12 protein-coding genes are annotated in these 23,819 nt (G+C 69.0%); 7 read left to right on the top strand and 5 right to left on the bottom strand.

Annotated features, from left to right (window positions below; genetic code table 11):
• Position 1 precedes the first annotated feature (1 nt).
• From G9272_RS16160 to wecB, 3 genes are all read right to left on the bottom strand, one after another.
• Positions 2-1,666: a glycosyltransferase gene (locus G9272_RS16160; RefSeq protein WP_171397229.1), complete on the bottom strand. Its 1,665-nt coding sequence runs from the start codon at positions 1,664-1,666 to the stop codon at positions 2-4.
• On the bottom strand, positions 1,663-2,985 hold the full coding sequence (locus tag G9272_RS16155; RefSeq protein WP_171397228.1) for a glycosyltransferase: 1,323 nt from the start codon (positions 2,983-2,985) through the stop codon (positions 1,663-1,665). Before G9272_RS16155 ends, G9272_RS16160 begins: the two co-directional genes overlap by 4 nt.
• Before the next feature lie 111 nt (positions 2,986-3,096).
• Positions 3,097-4,173, bottom strand: a complete 1,077-nt coding sequence (gene wecB / locus G9272_RS16150) for a non-hydrolyzing UDP-N-acetylglucosamine 2-epimerase (protein WP_171397227.1) — start codon at positions 4,171-4,173, stop codon at positions 3,097-3,099.
• 536 nt (positions 4,174-4,709) lie between these two features.
• On the opposite strand from wecB, the gene G9272_RS16145 reads away from it, so the two are divergent.
• Positions 4,710-6,080: a glycosyltransferase family 4 protein gene (locus G9272_RS16145; protein WP_367398552.1), complete on the top strand. Its 1,371-nt coding sequence runs from the start codon at positions 4,710-4,712 to the stop codon at positions 6,078-6,080.
• Between the two features lie 120 nt (positions 6,081-6,200).
• Positions 6,201-8,342, top strand: coding sequence for a glycosyltransferase (locus G9272_RS16140; protein ID WP_171397225.1), 2,142 nt, complete (start codon positions 6,201-6,203; stop codon positions 8,340-8,342).
• A gap of 133 nt (positions 8,343-8,475) precedes the next feature.
• Here G9272_RS16140 and G9272_RS16135 read toward each other — a convergent pair whose 3' ends face one another.
• Together G9272_RS16135 and G9272_RS16130 are read right to left on the bottom strand one after the other, a co-directional pair.
• On the bottom strand, positions 8,476-9,081 hold the full coding sequence (locus G9272_RS16135) for an acyltransferase (protein ID WP_171397224.1): 606 nt from the start codon (positions 9,079-9,081) through the stop codon (positions 8,476-8,478).
• 153 nt (positions 9,082-9,234) lie between these two features.
• The gene (locus tag G9272_RS16130) at positions 9,235-10,992 is read right to left on the bottom strand and encodes a D-glucuronyl C5-epimerase family protein (protein WP_171397223.1); all 1,758 of its coding nucleotides are present in this window, start codon (positions 10,990-10,992) and stop codon (positions 9,235-9,237) included.
• A gap of 425 nt (positions 10,993-11,417) precedes the next feature.
• On the opposite strand from G9272_RS16130, the gene G9272_RS16125 reads away from it, so the two are divergent.
• From G9272_RS16125 to G9272_RS16105, 5 genes are all read left to right on the top strand, one after another.
• Positions 11,418-11,654 (top strand): hypothetical protein, encoded by a 237-nt coding sequence (locus G9272_RS16125; protein ID WP_171397222.1) that lies wholly within the window; start codon positions 11,418-11,420, stop codon positions 11,652-11,654.
• 219 nt (positions 11,655-11,873) lie between these two features.
• The gene (locus G9272_RS16120; RefSeq protein WP_253267828.1) at positions 11,874-18,806 is read left to right on the top strand and encodes a polymorphic toxin-type HINT domain-containing protein; all 6,933 of its coding nucleotides are present in this window, start codon (positions 11,874-11,876) and stop codon (positions 18,804-18,806) included.
• 115 nt (positions 18,807-18,921) lie between these two features.
• A complete protein-coding gene (locus G9272_RS16115; protein WP_171397221.1) occupies positions 18,922-19,776 on the top strand; it encodes a hypothetical protein in 855 nt (284 codons plus the stop codon).
• Positions 19,777-20,585: 809 nt separating this feature from the next.
• Positions 20,586-22,034, top strand: a complete 1,449-nt coding sequence (locus G9272_RS16110) for a VCBS repeat-containing protein (RefSeq protein WP_253267827.1) — start codon at positions 20,586-20,588, stop codon at positions 22,032-22,034.
• A gap of 145 nt (positions 22,035-22,179) precedes the next feature.
• Positions 22,180-23,802 (top strand): FG-GAP repeat protein, encoded by a 1,623-nt coding sequence (locus G9272_RS16105; RefSeq protein WP_171397220.1) that lies wholly within the window; start codon positions 22,180-22,182, stop codon positions 23,800-23,802.
• Positions 23,803-23,819: the final 17 nt, after the last annotated feature.

Genomic DNA, 23,819 nt, shown 5'->3' with positions numbered 1-23,819 from the left:
GTCAGGGAAGCAGAAGGCGGTCGAACTCCTCACGGACGACCGTCCAGTCCCATGCTGCCATCGCATGCGCGGACGCCGCCTCTCCGGCCTTGCGCCAGCTCTCGGGTGTCGCGGTGACCTTGAGGATCCGCTCGGCGGCCTCCTCCGGCGAGGCGACGACCCAGTCGGCGGGGAACAGCGTGCGGGCGCCGTTGGCCTTGCCCGCGAAGAACGGCCAGTCGCGGCCCACCGGCACGGCCCCGCTCGCGGCGCCCTCGACGAACCCGCAGTGGAAGCTCTCCCGCACCGAGGAGCTGAGAATGACACCGACGTCGGTCAGTGCGGCGGGGATGTCGTCCAGCTGACCCAGCCTGCGGACGGCACCCGAGGGCTCCAGCTCCGCCAGGTCGCCCCGGTAGAGCCGGGCGTAGGCGCGCGCCGCGGCACTGAGCTTCGCGTCGACGTCCTCACCGATCAGCAGAAGCCGGTACCGCGAATCCTCGGCGCGCAGAATCCGCAGGACCTCGATCGCCCAGCGGGGATCCTTGGCCACCGACGAGATTCCCGTCACCCCGAGGGTGAAGCGGGCGTCGTCGGCCTTGTGGCGCACCTGGCCCGCCAGGTCCATGGCGTTGGCGATGACGTGCAGCCGGGGTACTCGCTGCTGCCCCGTGGGCGCCAGCTGGGGCACCACCGCGACCGTCAGATCCCGCAGATGGGCGCCGACGAACACCAGGTCGTCGACGCGGGAGAAGTCGACCAGGAACGGCCAGAGGCTGAAGGTCTCGGCGCTGTGCAGCCGCACGACGATCCGTGTGGTGCCGGGATCCACCGAGGTCAGCAGCGCGGCCGGTCCGACACACCAGTCGACGAAGACGGTGTCCGCCCAGTCCAGGTGGGGACGCAGGAGTTCCTCGGCCTGCCGGCCGAACTCGGAGTCGTCACCGAGGCGGTGGGCGGCCATCCGGGTGAGGGAGTTGGCCAGCTCGTCGAGCGCCGGCTCGTCCGCCAGGTCCAGGGACCGCACCTCCACCTTGGGGTGGGCCAGGTAATGGTCATGGATCTGGCGGAGGAAGTTCGCGTTGCCCCGGGTGACGAACAGCAGGCGCAGCGGCCGATCGGCCGGCGGGTCGGCCGGCTCGGCGGACCGGCCGGCTCCCTCGGCGAGTGCCCGGACGGCCGTGCTGGCGTGCACCGGCGTCAGGTAGGCGCCGGGGTCCTGGGCGAGGGGGGAGGTGGTCCGGTCGAAGTGCAGCACCCGGTGGAACGCGAGCCGTAGTGCCCGGATCACGGAAGCGGCGGCCACAGTTGCCTCGCCTGCGGCCAACTGGGCGTCCGCGTAGGAGAGTTCGGTGGTGAGGGCGGCGGTCAGAGCGCGTGGGGACCGTCCGCGTGCCAGCTCGAGACGGGCGGCGTCGCCGAGCAGGTCGGCCCGGTGCCGCGCGCTGCTCGTGCGGCGGGCGGCCGAACTCAGTGTGAGGACCGCGCCCTCGGGCCGGTTGGCCTTGTCCAGGCTGTCCCGTACGCGCTGGGCGATACGGAAGCGCAGCGAGTCGGACAGACCCGGAGCCGACACCACGATCCGCCAGGCCCGCGCGCCCGCTCCGGTCCGCAGCACCCTTGGATGCAGGGCGCTGCGGGCCACCGCTCCGGGTAGTCGCAGAACCCCCCGTTTGCCGTTCGTCATGCCTGCGGGCTCCCCGCGAGCGCCGGGCGGACGGCCTCGCTCAGCTGCTCGGCCGCGGGGGCCATCAGCAGGCCTCGCGTGAACCGGGCGGCGTGTGCGCGCGCGTCGGCACGCTGTTCGGGAGTCGTCTCCACGGCCATCCGGGCCGCCTTGACGAACGAGTCCGCGATGCCCTCCGCGTCGAGGCCGCACGCCCCGGTCCACAGCGGGTGGCCGGCCAGAACCGCGGAGGCGTCGTGGTCCACCTCGTGGGCGGAGACCACCGGCAGCCCGGAGGCCATGAACTCGTACACCTTCCCCGAGGTGACGAAGCGGCCGCCGACGAGCATCAGGACCAGCGCGTCCCAGCGGCCGTAGGTCGGTCCGACCTCCGCCTTGGGCACGGGGCCGCCGAAGAGCACACCGTCGGACTCGGCCTGCCGGATGAGCGTCATGTGGGCGTTGGCCTCGCGGCTGGCGCCCGCGCCGATGTGCCCGCGGATCTCGAACCGGGATCGGGCGACCAGCGGGTCGCGCTCCCGGGCCGCCCGCCAGCCGTCCAGGACGGTGGCCAGGAATGCCGGCTTGAAGTTCACCGAACCCAGGTAACCGAAGGTCAGACCCTTCTCCGGGTCCGGCTGGCCGTGCACCTCCGGGACGCTGTCCGGGTCGAACCCGTTGCGTACGACGTGCACCCGCTCGGCGAGCCGGGGGTAGCGCTCGCGGTAGAAGTCCGCGATCGGATCGTTGACGCACCAGATCGCGACGGCGTCCGACAGAACCCGCTCCTCCCATTCACTCGCCTCGGAGTCACGGGTGAACGCCTCGCCGCCGCCGATGACGTCGACCGACCAGCCGTCACGGAAGTCGATCGCGTAGGGGACCTTGTGGGTCTCCCACAGCTTCCAGGCGGCGGCCAGGTTGACGTAGGGCGCGCAGCTCGCCAGCAGCAGGTCGGCCGGGAACTCGCGGTGGATGTCGACGACGCCCTGCTCCAGGGCCGACCGCCAGCCGCCGAACACCGGCTCGGGGAAGTGCTCCAGGTGCCGGTCCCGCTCCCGCTGCATCCAGCGGATCGGGTTCAGTGCCCGGTCCTCGGTGAACAGCCGGATGTCGGTCTCCAGGTCCTCGCGGGCCAGCGGGAGTTCGACGATGCGCACCCGGGGGTCCACCGGGTCGGAGAGCGTGTGGTCGAGACCGTACTCACGCTCCCAGGACTCCTCCGCGATGGTGAGCACGGTCACGTCCCAGCCGAGTTCGACGAACTTGTTCGCCGTCTCACGCATCCGGTACGCACAGCTCTTGGCCGCCGGCGGGAAGCCGATGGCCAGGTAGATCATGTGCGGACGGACTCCGTCGGGTCGTGGGCCCGTCGTCCTGGGGCGCTTGATCACGTTTCGCAAGGGGTGCTCCGAGAGACTGATGGAACGGTGACGAGAACGGCGGTCGGATCAGGCCTCGACGATGGCCTGGACCGCGCGCACGGCGGCGTTCCCGTCACCGTACGGCGTACCGCGCGGAGTCTCGGGCGCCGGGCGGACGGCGAGTTCGGTGAAGTCGGGGGTCTCGTGCGGGTCCGGCACGAGGTGGTTCCAGCCGTCCTCAAGGGTCTCGACCCACTCGGTCTCCGGGCGCACCGTGGTGCAGGCGCGGCCCAGCAGGAAGGCTTCCTTCTGAAGACCACCCGAATCGGTGACCACACCCGCGGAGCCGAGAACGGCGCCCACGAGGCCGGCGTAAGGAAGGGGACGGCCGACACGCACCGCGCCCTGGTTCAGGTCGATGCCGTGCTGCTCGGCACGGGCCACGAGGCGCGGGTGGGCCAGCAGCGCCACCGGAACGGGCAGGGCGGCCAGCGAGCCGATGATGGCGGCGAGCCGCTCGGGGTCGTCGGTGTTGTCCGGGCGGTGCAGCGTCGACACCAGGTAGGGGGCGTCGGCGTCGATGCCCTCGGGCAGCGACGGGCGGGGGTGCTCGCCGGCGAGCACGGCGTCGCGGATGCGCAGGCACACATCGACCATCACATCGCCGACGAGCGTCGAGCGGTGTGCCAGGCCCTCGTTCCCGAGGTGGCGCATGGCCTCCTCGGTCGGCGCGAGCAGCAGGTCGGCGGCGTGGTCGGTGAGGACGCGGTTGTGCTCCTCGGGCATCCGCCGGTTGAAGGAACGCAGACCGGCCTCGAGGTGGGCGACGCGGTAGTGCAGCTTCACCGCGGAGAGCGCGCCGGCGACGGTCGAGTTCGTGTCGCCGTACACCAGCACCCAGTCGGGCTTCTCCGACTCCAGCACCTTGTCCATGGCGGCGAGGACCGCGCCGGTCTGCTCGCCGTGGCCGCCGGAGCCGACACCGAGGTGCACGTCGGGGTCCGGGATGCCCAGTCCGGAGAAGAAGACATCGGAGAGATCCGCGTCGTAGTGCTGGCCGGTGTGCACGATGACGTGCTCGTGGGGGGTGTCGGAGAAAGCCGCCGCGATGGGTGCGAGCTTGACCAACTGGGGGCGTGCGCCCACGACACTGATGACCTTCACGTGCGCTGCTCCTACCGAATAAACGTATGGACGGCCGAACCCAGATCATACGGGCGCGTCGGCCACCGACGTCGCGGCCCGGCGACGGCCCGGCGACAGCCAGGCAACGGCCCTGCAACGGCGCGGCCCGTGCCGTTGGGAGGCTCTTGGCGGACGGTATGCTTCGGTGGGCCGGGTTATCGGGTTATGCAGCCGTGCCGTCAGCGCCCCAGTGCACTGCACGAGACGCCCGCTTTTGGACGGAAACTGGTGTGCGAGCCCGAACATCCTTGCGGGCTCCTGCAACGTGCCAGAAGCTTCAGATTCAGGAAAGGCACACATACATGGAGCTCGACAGCACCGACGGGCAGAGAAGGCCCCGAGCGGCCTCCCGAGGCCGAATTGTGATGCTGGTCGACAACGGTGTCCGAAATGACTCGCGTGTCCAGAAGTCGGCTCGATCTGCCGCCGAAGCCGGGTGGGAGGTCGTTCTTTTCGGAATTTCACCCGCTCCCGAGATCCAGACCTGGAACATCGGTGACGCCGAGGTCCGTCTGGTGCCCAAGCCGAGCCCGCTCGGCCCCAGCAGGCAGGACAGGCACGGGCTGCGCTGGCGCAGCCCGCTCGCATACCGCTCGCCCCAGATCGCCAAGTACCGCAAGCAGCAGGTGAAGGCCTGGCGCGCGGACCTCCGGTTCCGTGCCGCGGCGGCCAAGGCCGTCGGCCCCGGCCGTCCGAGCGCCAGTGGTGCGGCTGTCCGGCTGGTCGTACCCAAGGCCGCCGCGAAGATGACGAGCAAGTGGGTGTCGCTGCGTTCCCGCCTGACGCACCGCGCCAAGCGGAAGCGGTCCACGTTCGACACGCCGCTGGACAAGCTCCAGATCAAGTTCTGGCAGCTCACCATGGGCCGGCGTGCCTGGCGTCGGCTGCTGCCGTACCTGTGGGACTTCGAGCTGGCCTTCGGCCCGCACATCGACGAGCTCAAGCCCGACCTGATCCACGCGCACGACTTCCGCATGCTGGGCGTGGCCGCCCGGTCCGCCGTCCGGCTGCGGGCCGCGGGACACCCGGTCAAGCTGGTCTGGGACGCGCACGAGTTCGTGCCCGGTCTGCACTCCCACCACGACCGCTGGATCCCCGGCCACGTGGCCTGGGAGAAGGAGCACGCGGTCTTCGCCGACGCGGCGATCACCGTCTCGCCCTCGCTCGCCGAGCTGCTGGTCAAGGGCCACAAGCTCAAGGAGACGCCCTACGTCGTCCTGAACGCCCCGGTGATGAAGCCGGCCCCCGACGAGGTGGCCGACGTGGACCCGGTCCCCGACCTGCGGGAGCTGTGCGGCGTCGACGAGGACACTCCGCTGCTGGCTTACTGCGGTGGTATCAACCCGGTGCGTGGCGTCGAGACCATCATCGAGGGTCTGACCCGGATGCCGGACGTGCACGTCGCGCTGGTCTCCCTGCCGCCGTCGGGCAAGCACTTCCCCGCCACGAAGAAGATCATCGAACTGATCGAGGAGCTGGGCGTGGGCGACCGTGCCCACATCCTGCCCTTCGTGCCGCACTGGCAGGTGCCCGAGTTCCTGTCCACGGCGAACGCGGCGGTCAGCCCGCTGCACCACCTGCCCAACCACGAACTGGCCCTGAGCAACAAGTTCTTCGAGTACTCCCAGGCCCGGCTGCCGCTGGTGGTCAGCGACATCCGCACCATGGCCGAGATGGTCGAGAAGACCGGCCAGGGCGAGATCTTCAAGGCGAAGGACGTCGACGACTACGTACGCGCCGTCAAGGCCGTCCTCGCCAACCCGGAGCGCTACCGGGCCGCCTACGACGATCCGGGGCTGCTCGAGAAGTGGACCTGGGAGGCCCAGGCCGTGGTCCTGGACCAGATCTACAGCCGGCTGCTGCCCGGCGACGGGAAGGCCGTGTGACGGGACGGCTGTGACCCACGGCGTCGGTCCGGTGAAGGGACAGGGAAACGTCCCTTCACCGGACCGACGTCCACAGCACGACCCCCGCACGGACGCAGAACAGGTGGAGGACCTCCTCGCATGACCCACGTACTACTGGTCGCCGGTACGGCGCCGACGCTCTCGATGCTGAAAGCCGCCGTCGAACAGTTCCGGGCCGCGGGAGCGACGGTGCGGCTGGCCGGCTACTTCGATCGCGAAGCGGTGGACGGCGTGCTCGACGCCGCCGACGTGTGCTCGCTGACCGAAGCGGCCGCCGAGCGGGGCGATGCCTTCGCCAAGCGCGTCGCGAAACTGCCGCCCGCCCGCAGGACCTGGGCGAGCGCGGAGCGCAACCGTCGGGTCCTGCGTGACGCACGCCGGGCGCAGGTCCTGGTCGCCCTGGACGCGAACGCCGTGTACACCGTCTGGCGGTTCGCCGAACGCAACCGGCGGGCCGACGCGGTCTTCGGTGTCGCGCCCGGCCTTCGAGCCCTCCAGGCGCGCGCCGAGCGCCCGGTGCAGTACGTGCTGCGCGACGCCGTCCGTACCGTCCCCTCGCCCACCGTCACCCTGCGCTCCACCAAGCGCGGGGTGCGGCACAGCGCCGGTGCCGTGCTGCGACGGGCCTCGTCGCCCGCCGTGATGCGCACCGCGATCGGCGCCAAGGCCTGGCGGACCGCGGTCGTCGCGCCGCGCGTCCCGGACGCGATGCGCGCCAAGCTGGCCCGCCGGGTGAGCCTCAGCATGGCGAAGGGCGGCCGCAAGACCGGCGCCACGCTGGTGCTGGACCAGGCCGCCGAGCGGATCGGCAACCGCAAGCTCAGCGCCGCCCTGCTCGCGGACGCCGCCCGCGCAGACCTGGCTCGTGGACACGACAACCCGAAGCTGCGCAACAAGGCCATCGGGGCCGCGCTGAACCTCGCGGACCAGCGCTTCAAGAAGAAGGACCTCGCGGCCGCCGCCGACCAGCTCTCCACGGCGTTCGCCCTCGCCTTCAACCGGGGTCTGCACTTCGACGGGGTCTCCTCGCCGATGGCCGACGATCCCGACGCCTACCTCGCGGTCTTCCGTAAGAACGCCGCGTTCAAGGCGCTGTCCGCGCCGCGCGGCCGCGCCCTTCCGGCCGCGCCGGCCCCGACCGGACGCCCGCTGCGGCTGCTGGTCACGACATACGCCAACGCCGCCTTCCTCAAGGCGATCCGGGACCGCTACGAGAACCACCCCGACGTCGAGATCCGCTATCTCGACGTCAACGAGGACGACACGCTGCGGCCGCTGGTCCGTGGCATCAAGCGGATCATGGAGCACGCGCTGGGCGGTCAGCCGGCCTTCCACGACAAGGTCGAGGAGGCGCTGCGGCCCCACCTCGACTGGGCGGACACCGTCTTCGTCGACTGGTGCACCAACGCAGCGGCGATCTTCACCGCCGTCGACCCCGGCACCACGCGCATGGTCATACGGCTGCACAGCTACGAGGCTTTCGCGTTCTGGCCGCATCTCGTGGACTTCACGCGGGTCGACGACCTGATCCTGGTCAGCGACCATCTGCGCGAGGTGGTGGAGAAGGTCCTGCCGCAACTGGCCGGATCCGACACCGCCACGACGCACGTCGTCCCCAACGCCATGGATCTGCTGCCCTTCGACCGGGAGAAGACCGACCCGGACGCCCGATTCAACCTCGGTCTGGTCGGCGTCAGCGCCGTGGCCAAGGACCCGCGCTGGGCGGTGCAGGTTCTGCGGCTGCTGCGCGAGAAGGACGAGCGGTACCGCCTGGTCGTCATCGGCGAGGGCCTGCCCCGTAAGGCGAGCGCGGCCGTCCGCGCCTACGACGACCTCCTTCAGGCGGACCTGGAGGAGCTGGAGGCGGCCGGCGCCGTACACCTGGTGGGCCAGACGGACGACGTGCCGGCGGCGCTCACCGAGGTCGGCGTCATCCTGAGCAGCTCGGTCCGTGAGAGCTTCCACTGCGGCCTGGTGGAGGGCACCGTCAGCGGTGCGCTCCCCGTGGTCCGCGACTGGCCGTTCTTCGCCTCGCTGGAGAACGGGCCGCGTACGCTCTTCCCGACCGACTGGGTCGTCTCGACGCCGGAGGAGGCCGCGGAGCGGATCCTGAAGCTCACGGCCACGGAGGACAGCTGGCGCGCGGCGACGGAGCCCGCGGCGAAGCACGCGCTGACGATGTGGGACTGGTCGGTGGTGAGCCGCGAGTTCGACCGGCTGCTGCTGGGCGGTCAGGCGTAGTCGCCACAGGGATTGTCGGGCCGCCCGGTCACCCGCTTGCCGGGTAACCAGGCGGCCGGAACGTCAGAAAGGGTTCGGCCGCGTCCAACTGGACGCGGCCGAACCCTTTCTGACGTGTCGGGGAGGGGAGGGGCTAGCCCGCGACCCGCTCCACCAGCACGCCGTCCTTCTCGTCGTACAGCTCACCGGTCTGCGGGCACTCCCACACGTCGGCCTCGCCCGGGCGCGCGACCAGCTTGACGCCGGCCTTGCCGACCCAGCCGACCTGCCGCGCGGGAACCCCGACGACCAGGCCGAAGTCCGGCACGTCCTTGGTGACGACGGCGCCGGCGGCGACCATGGCCCAGCGGCCGATGGTGATCGGCGCGACGCACACGGCGCGGGCGCCGATGGACGCCCCGTCGGCGATCTTCACACCGACGGCCTCCCAGTCGCCGCCCCGCTTCTGCTTGCCGTCGGGGTCCACGGAACGCGGGTTGTGGTCGTTGGTGAGGACCACGGCGGGGCCGATGAAGACACCGTCGCCGAGTTCGGCCGGCTCGTAGACGAGCGCGTAGTTCTGGAGCTTGCAGTTGTCGCCCATGTGGACACCCGAACCGACGTACGCGCCACGGCCGATCACACAGCCCTCACCGAGGCGCGCGCCCTCGCGGATCTGCGCGAGGTCCCAGACGCTGCTCCCGGCGCCGATCTCGGCACTGTCGTCGACCTGCGCGCTGGGCTGGACCCTGTAGTTCACTTCTGCTGCCTTCCGGTGTGGGGCTTCGGTTGGCGAGCATACGGGGGCCGGGCGGACGACGTTCACGCGCGGGCCCGGGGCCGGTGCGACCGGCCCCGGGCCCGCGCGTGAACGCGCCGGACGGCACAGCTGCCGTCCGGCGCCACCCGTCCACTACCCGTCGGTGAGAACCGGCCCGTTCGGCACCCAGTACCCGGTCAGCCCGCCCGCGGTGATCCGCAGCATGGGCCGGCCGTTGACGATGGCCCGCTGGTCGAAGGGAGCCTTGGAGCTCTTGGCGAACTTCACCGTCTTCGTGGTGCCGGTCTTGCCGTCGCTGCCGAACTTGATGCAGGTGATCGAGACGTTCGGCGGGAAGGTGGCGGTGCGCTGCGGACGGAAGGTGGTGGGCAGGTGCACCCCGCGCAGGAACACCTTCGGGTAGTACTCCCCGACCCAGTAGCCCGCGTACGCGCCGGCGCTGATGCGGTAGTAGATCCCACGTCCCTCGATGCGGCGGCGGACGTCCACGGGAGCCTGGGTGGCCTTGGAGAAGGTCACCTTCTTGGAGGCCAGCTGGGCGTCCTTCATGGTGGGGGACCAGCCGTACAGGGGCGCGCCCTGCGTCTTCAGCTTGTACAGCGTGTGCGTACCGGCGGCGAACGCGGCGACCGAGCCCGCGGGCAGGTTGGTCTGGGCGTAGGGGTAGTCGTTGATCAGCGTGTCCTGCTGAGCGGCGAAGGTGGGACTGCCGGTCTGCCAGTGGAGCTGGCGGAACAGGTTGATGTGGTGCTGGTGGTAACCCTTGGTCGGGACCCGGTGCGTGTTGCAGTAGTAGGAGAGCCACTTGGCCTGGCGCAGCCGCGTGAAGTGGTCGCGGATGGTGGTGACCGCTCCGTCGTACATCTTGAGGGCCAGTTCGTTGCCGGTGGCGACGTAGTAGTCCCAGAGGCCGAAGGTGGCGAAGATCATGCCGTTGAAGGTGTAGTCACCGGTGCCGGCCGTGGCGCCCGGGTACTCCTGGATCCACAGGTAGCCGTTCTTGTCCTTGTTGACGACCCACGGCTTGGCGTTGTCCCCGCGCAGCAGCGAGGCGAACGCGCCGTCGGCCGCGGCCCTGTAGAGCGCCTTCTCCTCTTCGGTGACCCCGTCCAGCTGCGTCAGCTGGATGAAGAGGCTGATCGACTCGCCCTGCGCCATGCCCGAGTACCAGGGCGCCTTGTAGGTGACGCCGCTGTGCTCGGGGTGGTACCAGTCGAAGGGGTAGGGGAAGTACCAGGCGCCGCGCGTCTCCACCCGCTTGTCGATGAGCCGCTTCGCCTGCGCCTTGGCGCGCTCCAGGAAGAGCGCCTTGCGGGTGGGGTCGGTCGCGGTGCGGTAGCTCGAGATGCAGCCGAGCCCGAACTGGATCTGGGTGACGGGCTGGTCGTAGCCCGGCGTGTTCCGGTCGGGCCGGTACTGGACGGCTCCCTCGGCGTCGAGGTACACGTTCTCGGTGTTGGGCGTGACGTTCGACCAGGTGGTGGGCCGGTCGCGCCAGGGCCGCATGTACTCGGGGAGCTCGGTGTCGAGCTTGTAGCCCGAGGTCTTGAACTCGAACGGCAGCGTCGTCGGTACGGAGCCCTCGTCGGGGTCCGGGGTCCCACCGGTGTAGGGGATCCGGGTGCTCGGACTCGGCGGGCTGAGGACACCGTCACCGAGCTGGTCCGGCAGCTCCGGAACCGGCGGCTGGGTGCTGACCGGGGCGTCGGGAAGGCTCAGCACGAGGGAGCGCGGCACCCCGTCGAGCAGATCCGGCGAGGGGGAGTCCAGAACTCCCGTGGCCAGCGCGGTGAAGGTTCCCCCACCCACCACCGCGACCCCGGCGACGGATCCGCCGGCGACCCTTATGAACCGCCTGCGCCCCAGCTCGACACGTCTCTTTCCAGGCATGACTTGTCTACCCCCCACGGTATTGATGGACCTTACGGAGCCGCGATGTTGGCGAATGTTCCCTGCGACCCCTGAATCCCCGAACCAGTAAAGAAGTTCAACTGAACGGAAGGGAGAAGGTAATTGGGGCATGTGTGTGCGAGATGGGGTAATTGGCGATGCCTGCGGGGTTTCTGTGATGAAACTGTGACCATCTGAATGTGATCATGTCGGACATGCATGTCTGGTGAGACGTAAGAGGTCGGTAAAGGATCTGTGGCGATCAGCCGACTGTACGGGGACGGTGACTGCTGGTGTCCGGGGTGGGGATGGGGCGATGGCGCGGGGGCGCCGCTGTCACGGCGGCGGCACTTCCGCCGTCAGGCCCGAGCGGGATCTTTTCTGTGTCGCCGACGTGCGTGGCCGGACGCGTCGGTGGAACCGATGTGGACGGCATCGGCGGTGGAGTGCGTGACGCGGCCGTCGTGGATCGCCTGGCAACGGTGTCAGGCCAGCGCGGCGGGTCCTACCGCCGTTTCGGCGTCTCGCTCGACGGCTTCGATCGGCACTCGTTGGTCGGAGCGTCCGGCAGGTATGGCGCGTCCGGCTTGTATGACGCATCCGGCGAGTACGGCGTAACGGCTGCCTTCGCGGGTGCCGTCGAGGCGGCGGGCGGGGCATGAATTCGCTTAGCCGGTCGGCCTGTACGCCAAGGCCTCTTCGGTCGGCGAGGGCGGCCGGCTGATGTCCGGCCCGACAGCGGCGCCCGCCATGTGACGCAACCGCCATGTCCCCTGTGTGCAAAGCCTGTTGGGGCTCAACATGCCCTCCCTTTCCAGAACGCTCTCCTTCGATCAGGAAGTCTCCGAATGTTTTTCCGTGGCCGCTCACTGAGCCGCCGCATGCCCAGATCGACGGTTGTCGCGACGGTGCTCGGGCTTACGCTCGCGCTGTCGGCTTCGTCGGTTCAGGCATTGGCGCTCGACGACGGCGACCGGGGCCGCACCAGCCGCCCCGGCGTCCAGGACGACGGTGATCCCGCCAAGGGGTCCGACGCGAAAGCGAAGTCCCGTCCCTCAGACCCGGCGCGCAAGGCGGCGGTCAAGGGACTCGACAAGGCGGTGTGGCCGAAGCAGGGCGGCGCCGAGGTGACCGTCGGCGCGGCCGGCGCGACCGAGGCCGGCGGTCTGCCGGTCAAGGTCGGCAAGGCGAAGGCCAAGGCCACCGGGAAGGCCGGCGCGAAGGGCGAGGCGACGACGGCTGCGGACAAGGTCCGTGTCGACGTCCTCGATCCGAAGCGTGCCCAGCAGCTCGGTGCCGGTGTCCTCCTGGGTGTGGAGCGTGCCGACGGTGAGGACGCGGCCGCCAAGGTCCGCCTGACGGTGGACTATTCGGAGTTCGCCGAGGGCTTCGGCGGCTCGTACGCCTCCCGTTTGCAGCTGGTTCAGCTGCCGGCGTGTGCCGCTGTCGCGATTCCGGGCAGCAAGGCGTGTCCCGAGCAGCCGAAGGCGCTGCCGACGGTGAACGACGTGAAGTCGGGCACGGTCTCGGCCGACGTGACGGCCGCCCCGGCTCCCGCCGACGGCGTCTCCACGATGGCGGCCGACGCGGCGTCGTTGGTCGCGGTCGCCGCAGGCCCCTCCAGTGCCCAGGGCACCTACAAGGCCACGGCCCTTTCCCCGTCGTCCAGTTGGAGCGTCGCACCTTCCTCCGGTGGGTTCAGCTGGAACTATCCGCTGAATTCCGTTCCGACGCCGGGCGGTCTGACCCCCACGGTGGGTCTCGGCTACTCCTCCCAGTCGGCGGACGGCCGTACCTCGGCCACGAACAACCAGGGTTCCTGGATCGGTGAGGGCTTCTCCTACGACCCGGGCTACATCGAGCGCCGTTACAAGCCGTGCTCCGAGGACGGCCACGACAGCTCGGCCGAGCAGTGCTGGGCGTTCGAGAACGCCACGATCATGCTCAACGGCAGCTCCGGTGAGCTGGTCAAGGACGACACCACCGGCAAGTGGCACATGTCGTCCGACGACGGTACGAAGGTCGAGCGGCTGACGGGCGCCACCAACGGCGACGACGGCAGCACCGACGACAAGGGCGAGCACTGGAAGATCACCACTCCGCAGGGCACGGAGTACTACTTCGGTCTGAACCGTCTGCCGGGCTGGGCGACGGGCAACGAGGAGACCAACTCGGTCTGGACGGCGCCGATTTTTGGTGACGACTCGGGTGAGCCGTGCTACAACGCGACGTTCACGAGCGCGTACTGCCAGCAGGCGTGGCGGTGGAGCCTGGACTACGTCAAGGACACCCACGGCAACGTGATGTCCTACTTCTACGACCGTGAGACGAACTACTACGCGCTGAACGGCAAGACGGACGTCAACGGCACCGCGTACCACCGCGGCGGCTACCTGAAGCGCATCGACTACGGCCAGCAGGACACCAAGGTCTACGCGGCGAAGGCCCCGGCCCGGATCGTCTTCAACACCGCCGAACGCTGCCTGGTGACATCGGACTTCGACTGTGCGGAGAGCAAGCGCACCAAGGCGAACGCCGCCTACTGGCCGGACGTTCCGGTCGACCAGGAGTGCAAGTCCGCCACCAAGTGCACCTCGCCCGTCCAGACGTTCTTCACGACGAAGCGGCTGACGTCGGTCGTGACGCAGATGCGCAAGGACGCCACGACCTATCAGGACGTGGACGCCTGGAGTTTCACGCACCTGTTCACGGACAACGGCGACGACTCCAAGACGCTGTGGCTGTCGAAGATCGAGCACGAGGGCCGGGTCGGCACCGCCGTGAAGCTGCCATCTGTCGACCTCTTCGGCGAGCAGCTCGCCAACCGGGTCGACGCGATCGGCGACAACATCGCCCCGTTCTACCGCTACCGCCTCTCGATGGTCCTCAGCGACACCGGGGCCCAGCTCGACGTGACCTACGCGCCGGCCGACTGTGCGAAGGCGTCGCTGCCGAAGCCGGGCGAGTCGACGAAGCGCTGCTATCCGGTGAAGTGGGCGCCGCCCGGGTACACCGACCCGATCACGGACTGGTTCCACAAGTACGTGGTCTCGGCGGTCATCGAGACCGACCGCACCGGCGGCAGCGACTCGATGGTCACCCGCTACGACTACCAGGGCGACGCGGCCTGGCGTAAGGCGAAGCCGGACGGCATCACCGACGCCAAGTACCTCACCTGGGGTGGCTGGCAGGGCTACGGCAAGGTCAAGGTCACCAGCGGCAGCTCCGACGTGCAGAAGACCCGGGTCGACTACACGTACCTCCAGGGCATGGACGGCGACAAGGACGCCGACGGCACCACCCGCTCGGTGACGGTCAAGGACTCCACGGGAGCCTCCTACACGGACTCCGAGGAGTTCACGGGGCACCAGTTGGAGGCGGCCACCTACGACGGTGCGAAGCTCGTGTCCAAGACGATCGACATTCCGTGGAAGTACTACACGGCAACCCAGACCCAGAGCTGGGGCACCACCCACGCGGCGATCGTGAGTACCCAGACCGGCCGGGGCTTCAACCTGAAGTCCGACGGCAGCTGGAGCGAGACGAAGTCCACGACGACGTACGACACGTCCAACGGCACCGGCCGCACCCTGACCGTCGACGACCAGGGCGACGTCTCCACCACGAAGGACGACACCTGCACGCGCACGACCTATGCGGACAACACGGCGAAGAACATCCTTTCGCTGCCCGCCCGCAGCGAGGTCGTGTCGGTCAAGTGCGCGACCACGCCCGACCGCAAGACCCAGGTCCTGGGGGACGAGCGCACCTCGTACGACAACCTCGCGTTCGGCGCGGCGCCCACCAAGGGTGACGCGACCAAGACCGAGCGGCTGACCTCGCACGACGGCACCACGGCGACGTACCAGATCACCGGTGCCACGACCTACGACGACTTCGGCCGTCCGAAGTCCCAGCAGGACGCCAAGCAGTACGGGACGTCCGACGCGACGAAGACCGTCTACACCGAGACCAACGGCCTGCTGACGAAGACGGTCGTCACCAACGTCCTCGGGCACAACACCACCACCGACTACGCCCCTGCCTGGGGCATGTCGACCGGGCAGACCGACCCCAACGGCGAGCGCACCAGCCTCGCCTACGACGGCCTCGGCCGGTTGACGTCGGTGTGGTTGGCGGACAGGGCCTCGACCCAGACGCCGAGCATCAAGTACTCGTACAACGTCCGCAAGGACAAGGTCACCTCGATCAAGACCGAGAAGATCGAGAACGACGGCTCCTACGGCGCCGAGTACCAGCTCTACGACAGCATGCTGCGGGCCCGCCAGATCCAGACCGAGGGCGTGGACGGCACCCGCATGGTCGCCGACACCTGGTACGACGCCACCGGCAACATCAGGAAGACCAACTCCACCTACAACGCGGCCGGCGCCGCCTCGGACGAGCTGCTGCTCGTGAGCAACGGCCAGGTCGGCGCGCAGAGCCTGCTCGAGTACGACGGCCTGGGCCGGACGACCGCCGAGGTCTTCGCGTTCTCGGGCGCCGAGCAGTGGCGCACGAAAACCACGTACGACGGCGAGTTGACGCATGTCGACCCGCCGGTCGGCGGGGAGCCCACGACGACCGTGTCGGACGGCCAGGGCAACGTCTCGGAGATCCGCCACTACCAAGGCGCTTCGCCGGGTGTGGGCGTGGCCTACGACTCGACGAAGTACACGTACAACGTGGCCGGTCTGCTGGAGACGGTCACCGACGCCAAGAACAACGTGTGGCGCTACGAGTACGACCAACTGGGCCGCAAGACCAAGTCGATCGACCCGGACTCGGGCACCTCGCGCACCGAGTACGACGAACTGGACCGCCCGGTCGTGGCGTACGACGGTCGTAACAAGAAGAACTCCACGGTCTACGACAAGCTCGGCCGCGTCACCACGACCTGGCAGGGCGACGCCGGTACCGGCACGAAGCTGAGCGAGACCAAGTACGACAAGGCGGGCTGGCTGGGCCAGGCCTACGGCTTCCTCAGCTACATCTCGCCGACGGAGTACTTCGCCACGGCCGTCCAGTCGATGGACGAGTTCTACCGTCCGCTTCAGACCGCCTACCAAGTCCCGGCCTCTCAGGGATCTCTGGCCGGAACGTACGCCTTCACCAGCACGTACAACTCGGACGGAACGGTTCGGACCACCGGCCTGCCCGCCATAGGCGATCTGCCGGCGGAGGCGGTGACCTACACATACGACTCCCTCCAGCGTCCGATGACCATGACGGGCAGCACCTCCTATGTCACCAACACCGTCTACTCCAAGAACAGCCAGCTTCAGCAGCTCGAACTGTCGTCGGGCAGCGGCAAGAAGGTCTGGGAGAACTTCTTCTACGAGAAGGGCACCGATCGCCTGACCCGCTCGGTGGTGGACGTCTACGGCGCGTCCGCCCCGGCGAAGGACTCGTACTACTCCTACGACCAGGCGGGCAACGTCCTGTCGATCGCGGACTCGGCGAACTCCGCTTCGCCGGACGTGCAGTGCTTCGCCTACGACAGCCGGCAGCGCCTGTCGGACGCCTGGACCCCGGCGGCCACCGCGACGGCCGCGGCCGGCTCCGGGACCCGCGGCTCCACCACGCCGGTGGACGGCACCGGGCCCACGGCCTGTGACGCCGCTGCCGGTTCGAGCGCGCTGGGCGGTCCGGCCCCGTACTGGAAGTCGTACGAGACCGACGCCATCGGCAACCGGACCTCGGAGACCAACCACGACACCGGTCTCAACGCGGCGAACAACATCACCCGCAGCTACGAGTACGGCGGCGCGGGCGCCCTCGGCGACGGACCGCACCAGGTCACCAAGGTCACCGAGAACACCCCGACCGGGGACAGGCAGTCGTCGTACGAGTACGACGACTCCGGCAACACCACCAAGCGCACCATCGGCGGTAACGCCCAGTCCCTGACCTGGACCGACGAGGGCAAGGTCAACGAGGTCACCGAGGCGAACGGCTCGAAGACCAGTTACCTGTACGACGCTTCGGGCAACCGTCTCGTGCGCAAGGATCCGACCGGCACAACCGTCTATCTGCCGGGCACCGAGCTGAAGCTGTCGGCCGACGGCACCAAGAAGGAAGCCACCCGCTACTACGACTACGCCGGACAGACCGTCGCGGTGCGCACCGCGACGAAGCTCGCCTTCACGGCAGCAGACCACCACGGCACGGGCGAGCTGGCGATCGACTCCGCGACCGGCGCGATCTCCCAACGCCGCTTCGACCCCTACGGTGTGGAGCGCGGGGCGAAGATCGGTCCCTGGCCGGGGGAGAAGGGCTATGTCGGCGGCACGATCGACGCCTCGACCGACCTGACCCATCTGGGGGCCCGCGAATACGACTCGGCGATCGGCAAGTTCATCTCCGTCGACCCGATCATCGACTACACCAGACCGAACCAGATCAACGGCTACGCGTACGCCGACAACACCCCGGTGACCCTGTCCGACCCGTCCGGACTGGAGAGCTGCTACCCGGTCTACTGCTCGGCCTACGCGGGCACCTACAAGAAGGAGACCGGCAACAAGGCCGTCGACGAAGCGCAGTCGGATGCCGACGAGGCCTCCTCGAACGTCGCGTCGGCGCAGGCGCAACAGTCCTCCGCCAAGCAGCGCATGAAGTCGGCCGGCAAGGCGCTGATCAAGATCGCCCGGGACATTCTGGGCGTGGACGCGGCACTGGACTGCATTTCCAGCGGCGACGTCGGAGCCTGCGGCGAAACCCTGCTCAACATCGCAGGCAGCTTCGCGGGCGGCCTGGCGGGCAAGATCATGGCCAAGTACGGGGTGCCGTGGAAGTGGGCCAAGGGCCTCAAACTCGTCAAACGTGTCGTGGGGCTGGTCAAGGACCTCATCGGCGGTGCGAAGGGCTACTTCAAGGCGAGCAAGGCGCTGGGCAAGGCGAGATCCGGGCTGACCAAGGCCACGGAGAAGCTGGCCGAGGCCCGAAAGAAGGCTGCGGCCGCGCTCAAGAAGAGCAAGAAGTCAGAGCCTGAATGCCACAGCTTCCTGCCAGGCACGAAGGTGCTGCTTGCTGACGGCAGCACGAAGCCGATCGAGAAGGTCGCACTTGGCGACAAGGTCGTCACCACCGACTCCAAGACCGGTGAGACCACGGTCCGCCAGGTCGCGGGCACCATCGTGACCGAGGACGACAAGAGCTTCTCCGACCTCACGGTGAAGAGCCCGTCGGGCAAGGGGCAGGCCCTGGTCGCCACGACCACGCACCCGTTCTGGGTGGAGTCCGAGCGAGCGTGGGTCAAGGCCGGAGATCTCGCCCCCGGCATGCAGCTGCGCACTCCGTCGGGTGACACGGTCGAGGTCACCGCCAACCGCCACTTCGACAAGCGGCAGCGAACGCACGACCTGACGATCGAGGGAATTCACGCCTACTACGTGCTGGCAGGCGTCACGCCGCTGCTGGTGCACAACTGTGGTGAGCAACTCGACTTCGCGCACGGCACGACTGCGGAACACGCCGACAGCATCGCGTCCGACGGGCTGAGCAGCCAAGCCGCGAAGGAGGCTTCGAGCGGGGGAGGTGTCGCACAGCCCGGGAACCTGTTCACCTATGAACTCACCCGCGGAGGTGGTTCCAACCTCAGTGTCGCCGCACAGTGGGGTGCGACCCGGAACAGGGGAGCAAGGAATGGAGCAGCGGTTTCCATCTTCCGAATGTGTCGGTGCACGTATGATCGGCTTGTGTCGGAAGGGCATATCACGACCAGAGTCACCGGAGAAGGGATGCCGGAAGAGGTGATCTTCGGGCCTGGCGCTATGCCCTTCATGCAACTGGTGCAAACCATCAAACTCTAGCTCGTTACATGTGGGCGGTCGGGATATGGCGATGGATTCTGGCGAAATCAATTACAGTGACGTTCGAATCCCCGTCGTATCCTGGCCCCCCGCCGAGCCGGCTGGGACTGGTCTTGTGCGCACGCGCTGGACCATCCAGACGCTGGGGGGGATACGGGAAGAAGGTGCGCGCAGGCTCGCCGGCGTGGGAAGCGACCGGATGTCCGAAGAGATGACATTCGATGTCGAGATCTCAGGCCCGCGCACCATCGACATGGTGTGTACGTGTTCAGAGGCTCTGCCCGATCCATTGAGACTCGGGGCGGCTTCGGTGGCCTGGCGGCGCATCGACGAGACGGTCGAGCGTATCTGGATGATCGGGGACGAGCCGAGGTTCCGGTATCCGGAGTTCATGCGGCAGAGGCGACAGCTCGTGGAGAGGCTGAGCAGACCGCATCGGCAATGGTGGACCTACCTTGCCCTGGTGCGGGCCGCGCCCGTGCTGGGGGCTTGGGTTGGAGATGTGGCTGCCGCGGAGGCGACTCTGACGGCGCTGACAGATATCGGAATGGGAGATCTTGCCCCGTTCCACTCTTTTGCCGGGTTGACGGAGGGAATCCGCACGGAACCCTCAGGTCGCGCATCGGAAGAACTCGGGATGCCTGATCTGGGTCACCTCTGGGTGCAGGCGTGGCAGTCGGCTGTAAACGGTTCTCGTTTCGACTCCGTCGATCTCATGTCGTATGCGTCGGAGCGGATCTCTGACATCCTCTTCGTTCTGGAGGCCTCGGTCGGCCCGGTTTCTGTCGGAGGCCTGGCGGCGGCGGAAGATATTGCTTGGTTCCGGGATGCGGTGCAGCTTGCGGACGACGAAGGCGCACGTGTGCCGGTTCTTGCTCGCTGCCGTACGGAATTTGATAAAGTACTGGATTTCTGCGCTCGTCCGGATGTCCGGTCCGCTTTGCGGAAAGCGTCCCTTGCTGGTTCCTGAGCCCGGTGGAGCGGACTCTTCAGGGCATGGTCCGGTTCGTCGAGGGGCTGGGTCATGTCACGGAGACCTCGCCCCTCCCCCCTCCGAGCGCGGTTACGGGCCCGATCTCTCCTTCGCCGACGCGTTCGCCTCCGACGCCGAAGGCCGTCACGCCGATGGCGCCTCCCTCTCCCTCGCCGCCGAGCTGACCTCGGACTCGGCCAGGGATGTCGACCGGATCGACAAGATGGAGACGTACGGGCGGGTTGTCCCCGTGTATTTGCTTTTGGACATGGGAATCGGGGAGATCGACGTCCTCTGGGATCCGTCTCCCAAGGGCTACCGGTCCCGGACCAACGTTCCCTTCGGGCGGCCCGTGCGCATCCCGGCGCCCTTCGACTTCGAGCTCGACACCTCGGGGTTCCTCCTGCTCGAAGCCGAGGCCGGTACCCCCTGGCCTCGACGCCCCACGCCCCATCCACCCACCAGGGTCCGCCAGTTCGCAGGCGGGCCCTTTTTCTGTCGGCCTCGGCTTCGGGTATCCGGGCAGTCCGGGCAGTCCGGGCGGTCCGGATTGTCTGGCGGTCCGGCATATGCCGGCAGCCTGGAAGCGGACGCGTGTCTTCTGTGATTCATGTCATGTTCAGGGGTGCATGACAGGTGTTGCATGTGCACTTCATGTAAAGGGATGATCCCTTGACCTTCTTTAGTTCCTCTTTATCTACGGGGCGTCTGTGTCAAGGGTGGGGAAAGTGTGGCGGCGTGGTTCCGTCACCGTTTTGGCAGGGGCATTGCTGACCTGGGGGCTCGGGATCGGGGGGACACCGGCCGTGGCTGCCGTGGCGTGTCCTTCGGGCGTCGAGTCGGACTTCAACGGGGACGGGATCAGGGACACGGCGATCGCCGACCCCGAAGCCACCGTCAGCGGCGCGGCCAGGGCGGGTGAGGTGCAGATCGTCTACGGCGGGGGCAAGGGTGTCCTCACCCTCTCGCAGGCCCTCGACAACATCCCGGGGGCGCCCGAGGCAGGCGACCAGTACGGCTCTTCGCTGGCGGTGTACGACGCCGACCTCGACGGGTGCAGCGACCTGGTGGTCGGCGACCCCTACGAGGACATGGGCACCGTTCCCGACGCCGGCAACGTGCACTTGATCTACGGCTCCACGAGCGGGCTCAACGCAGGCACCAAGGCCGTCAAGGAGTTCTACCAGGGCACCGACAAGCCCCTGGGTGGCGGTCAGGAGGACGAGGACTGGGTGGGCTACGCGCTGGCCGCCGGCAAGACCTCGGCCGGCACGCCGTACCTGATCATCGGCGTCCCCGGTGAGTCGATCGGTGACATCGAGGACGCGGGCGGGTTCCACTACATCAGCGGCACCGCGCAGACGATGGCCTTCGTCCACCAGGACACCGACGTCGCCGGCGCCGTTCCCGGCAACGCCGAGCAGGACGACCGCTTCGGCTCCACGCTCGCCGCGACCCCGACCCACTTCGCGGTCGGCACGCCCGGCGAGGCGCTCGGCACCGTGGCCTTCGCGGGCGGCGTGGCCTTCTTCAACCACACACTCACCTCCAGCTCCCCGAAGCCGCTCGGCGGACTCGGCCAGGACCAGGACGTGATCTCCGGGGCCGAAGAGGTCGGCGACCAGTTCGGCGCCGCGCTCGCCATGGTCCCGTACCGGGCCTCCGGCGCCACCTCCACCACCGAGTCGCTGCTCGCGGTGGGCGTCCCCGGCGAGGATCTGTCGACGACCGTCGACGCCGGCGCCGTCCAGGTCTTCAAGCTCGCCGCCAACGGCGCCTTCACCGAGACCGCCTGGATCGACCAGAACACGGCCGACGTGGACCAGGACGCCGAGGCCGGCGACTTCTTCGGCAAGCGTCTCGCCGCCGTCAACTCCTCCCCGAACGCGGTCTCCACCGCCACCACCACCCGGCTCGCGATCGGCGTGCCCGGCGAGGAGTCGGCCGAGGAGCACGCGGAGAAGGGCGGCGTCCAGATCGTTCCGCTGGTCGGCGCGCCCGGCGCCTCCGACAACTGGATCGACCCCGGCTACGGCGTCGGGCCCACCCCCGCGCCGCGCATGCTCACCGGCATCTCCCTGGCCGCCACCCCCTCGCTGCTGTACGTCGGCGTTCCCTACGGCCCGGCGGAGACCCGCGCGGTCTACGGCTTCCCGTGGAACGTGGCGTCCGGCGGGGCCGCGACCCAGACGATCAAGCCCGGTGAGGGCGGGGTGCCGGCGACCGGCGTCTCCTTCGGCGCGGTCATCGGCTGATCGCCGTGGTCCTTGCGTAGCGGTCCTTTCGTACCGGCGGGTTTCTTCTTCCTTCGGTTCGTCGCCGTGCCCGGTGGTCCGGGCACGGCGGAGACGACCCGCACAGACACCACAAGCACACCCAGCCTCACGGGGAGGAACACCCATGTCCGCACGCGGACACCGGACGGGAGACTCGACGGTTCGCCGTCGCCCGTCCGGTCGAAGACACCAGACACCGGCCGGCTCAGGCGTCCGACGTATCGCCGCGGGATCGCTGGCGGCGGCGCTGCTGCTCCTGGGCCTGGGCACCGGCGCGCCTCCGGCCGCGGCCGCCGTCGCCTGCACGGCCGGCACCTCGTCCGACTTCAACGGCGACGGCGTCCGGGACACGGCCATCGCCGATCCCGACGCCACCGTGTCGGGCCATGCGCGGGCGGGCCTGGTCCACATCGTGCTCGGCGGCGGCAAGGGGGTCGTCGAGATCTCGCAGGACACCGCCAACGTGGCGGACGCCCCTGAGGACGGGGACCAGTTCGGCTTCTCGCTCGCGGTGTACGACGCCAACAAGGACGGTTGCAGCGACCTCGCCGTCGGTATTCCGTACGAGGATGTCGGCACGGTCAAGGACGCGGGCTACGTCCAGGTGATCTACGGCTCGACCACCGCCGTCGGGTCGGAGTTCAACAGCAAGGGCTTCGTCCAGGGCGAGACCCAGCCGCTGGGCGGCGGCCCCGAGACCGACGACTGGCTCGGCTACGCGGTCGCGGCCGGCACCTCGAGCACCGGCTTCCCGTTCCTGGTCATCGGAGTTCCGGGCGAGGACGGCGCGGCCGGTGCCGACATCGGCGTGATCGGCTACGTCTACGGCACCGACTACCAGGCCGCGTCCGTGGGCCAGGACACCACCGGAGTGTGGGAGGACGCCGAGCCCTACGACCGCTTCGGCGCCTCGGTCTCCGCCACCGACCGGCACTTCGTGGTCGGCGCCCCCGGCGAGAGCCTCGGCACGGCCGCGTTCGCGGGCGGTGTCGTCGCCTTCCGGCCGTCGATCAACACCAACGGCATCCCCGACCCGCTCTTCGGCATGGGGCAGGCCCGCACCGTCGGAACGAACCCGGACCTGGCCGCCCAGACCGACGACCGGTACGGCGCCGCCCTCGCGATGGCCCCGTACCGCCCGACGGGCGCGGCCACCATCACCGACTCGCTCCTCGCCGTGGGCGTGCCGGGCGAGGACCTCGGCACCACCGTCGACGCCGGAGCGGTGCACGTCTACCACGTCAAGGCCGACGGCACGGTCGTCCTGCTCAACTGGATCGACCAGAACCAGGAAAACGTCGCGGGGGACGTCGAGGGGGTCGCCGAGGCCGGCGACTTCTTCGGCCAGCGGCTCGCCGCGGTCAACACCACCACCAACGTGGTGAGTACGGCGGCCACGGTGCGCCTCGCGGTGGGCGTTCCCGGCGAGGAGTCCACCGAGGATGCCCCGGAGGCGGGCGGTGTCCAGATCTTCCCGATGATCGGGGCGCCCGGCGCCTCGGACGCGTGGATCGAGCCCGGCAACGGCATTCCCTCCGGTCCGTCGGCCCGTACGTACGCGGGCATCGGCCTGGGGGCCAGTCCGTCGCTGCTGTACGTGGGTGTGCCCTACGGGCCGGCCGAGGGCCGCGCGGTCCACGGCTTCCCGTGGAACGTGGCCTCGGGCGGCGCGCCGACCCAGACCTGGAAGCCCGGTGAGGGCGGTATCCCCGCCGGCGGTGCCGCGTTCGGGACGGCGGTCCGATGACAGCCCACGACAGACGA

The organism is Streptomyces asoensis (genome assembly GCF_013085465.1).
GTDB lineage: Bacteria > Actinomycetota > Actinomycetes > Streptomycetales > Streptomycetaceae > Streptomyces > Streptomyces cacaoi_A.
The sequence above is the reverse complement of the archived record's forward strand: the minus strand, read 5'-3'. Positions and strand labels throughout refer to the sequence as shown.

Coding starts and splice junctions, on each gene's coding strand:
- G9272_RS16140 (WP_171397225.1), top strand. CDS start 6,201: ATGACCCACGTACTACTGGTCGCCGGTACGGCGCCGACGCTCTCGATG.
- G9272_RS16105 (WP_171397220.1), top strand. CDS start 22,180: ATGTCCGCACGCGGACACCGGACGGGAGACTCGACGGTTCGCCGTCGC.
- G9272_RS16155 (WP_171397228.1), bottom strand. CDS start 2,985: ATGATCTACCTGGCCATCGGCTTCCCGCCGGCGGCCAAGAGCTGTGCG.
- G9272_RS16160 (WP_171397229.1), bottom strand. CDS start 1,666: ATGACGAACGGCAAACGGGGGGTTCTGCGACTACCCGGAGCGGTGGCC.
- G9272_RS16130 (WP_171397223.1), bottom strand. CDS start 10,992: ATGCCTGGAAAGAGACGTGTCGAGCTGGGGCGCAGGCGGTTCATAAGG.
- G9272_RS16120 (WP_253267828.1), top strand. CDS start 11,874: ATGCCCAGATCGACGGTTGTCGCGACGGTGCTCGGGCTTACGCTCGCG.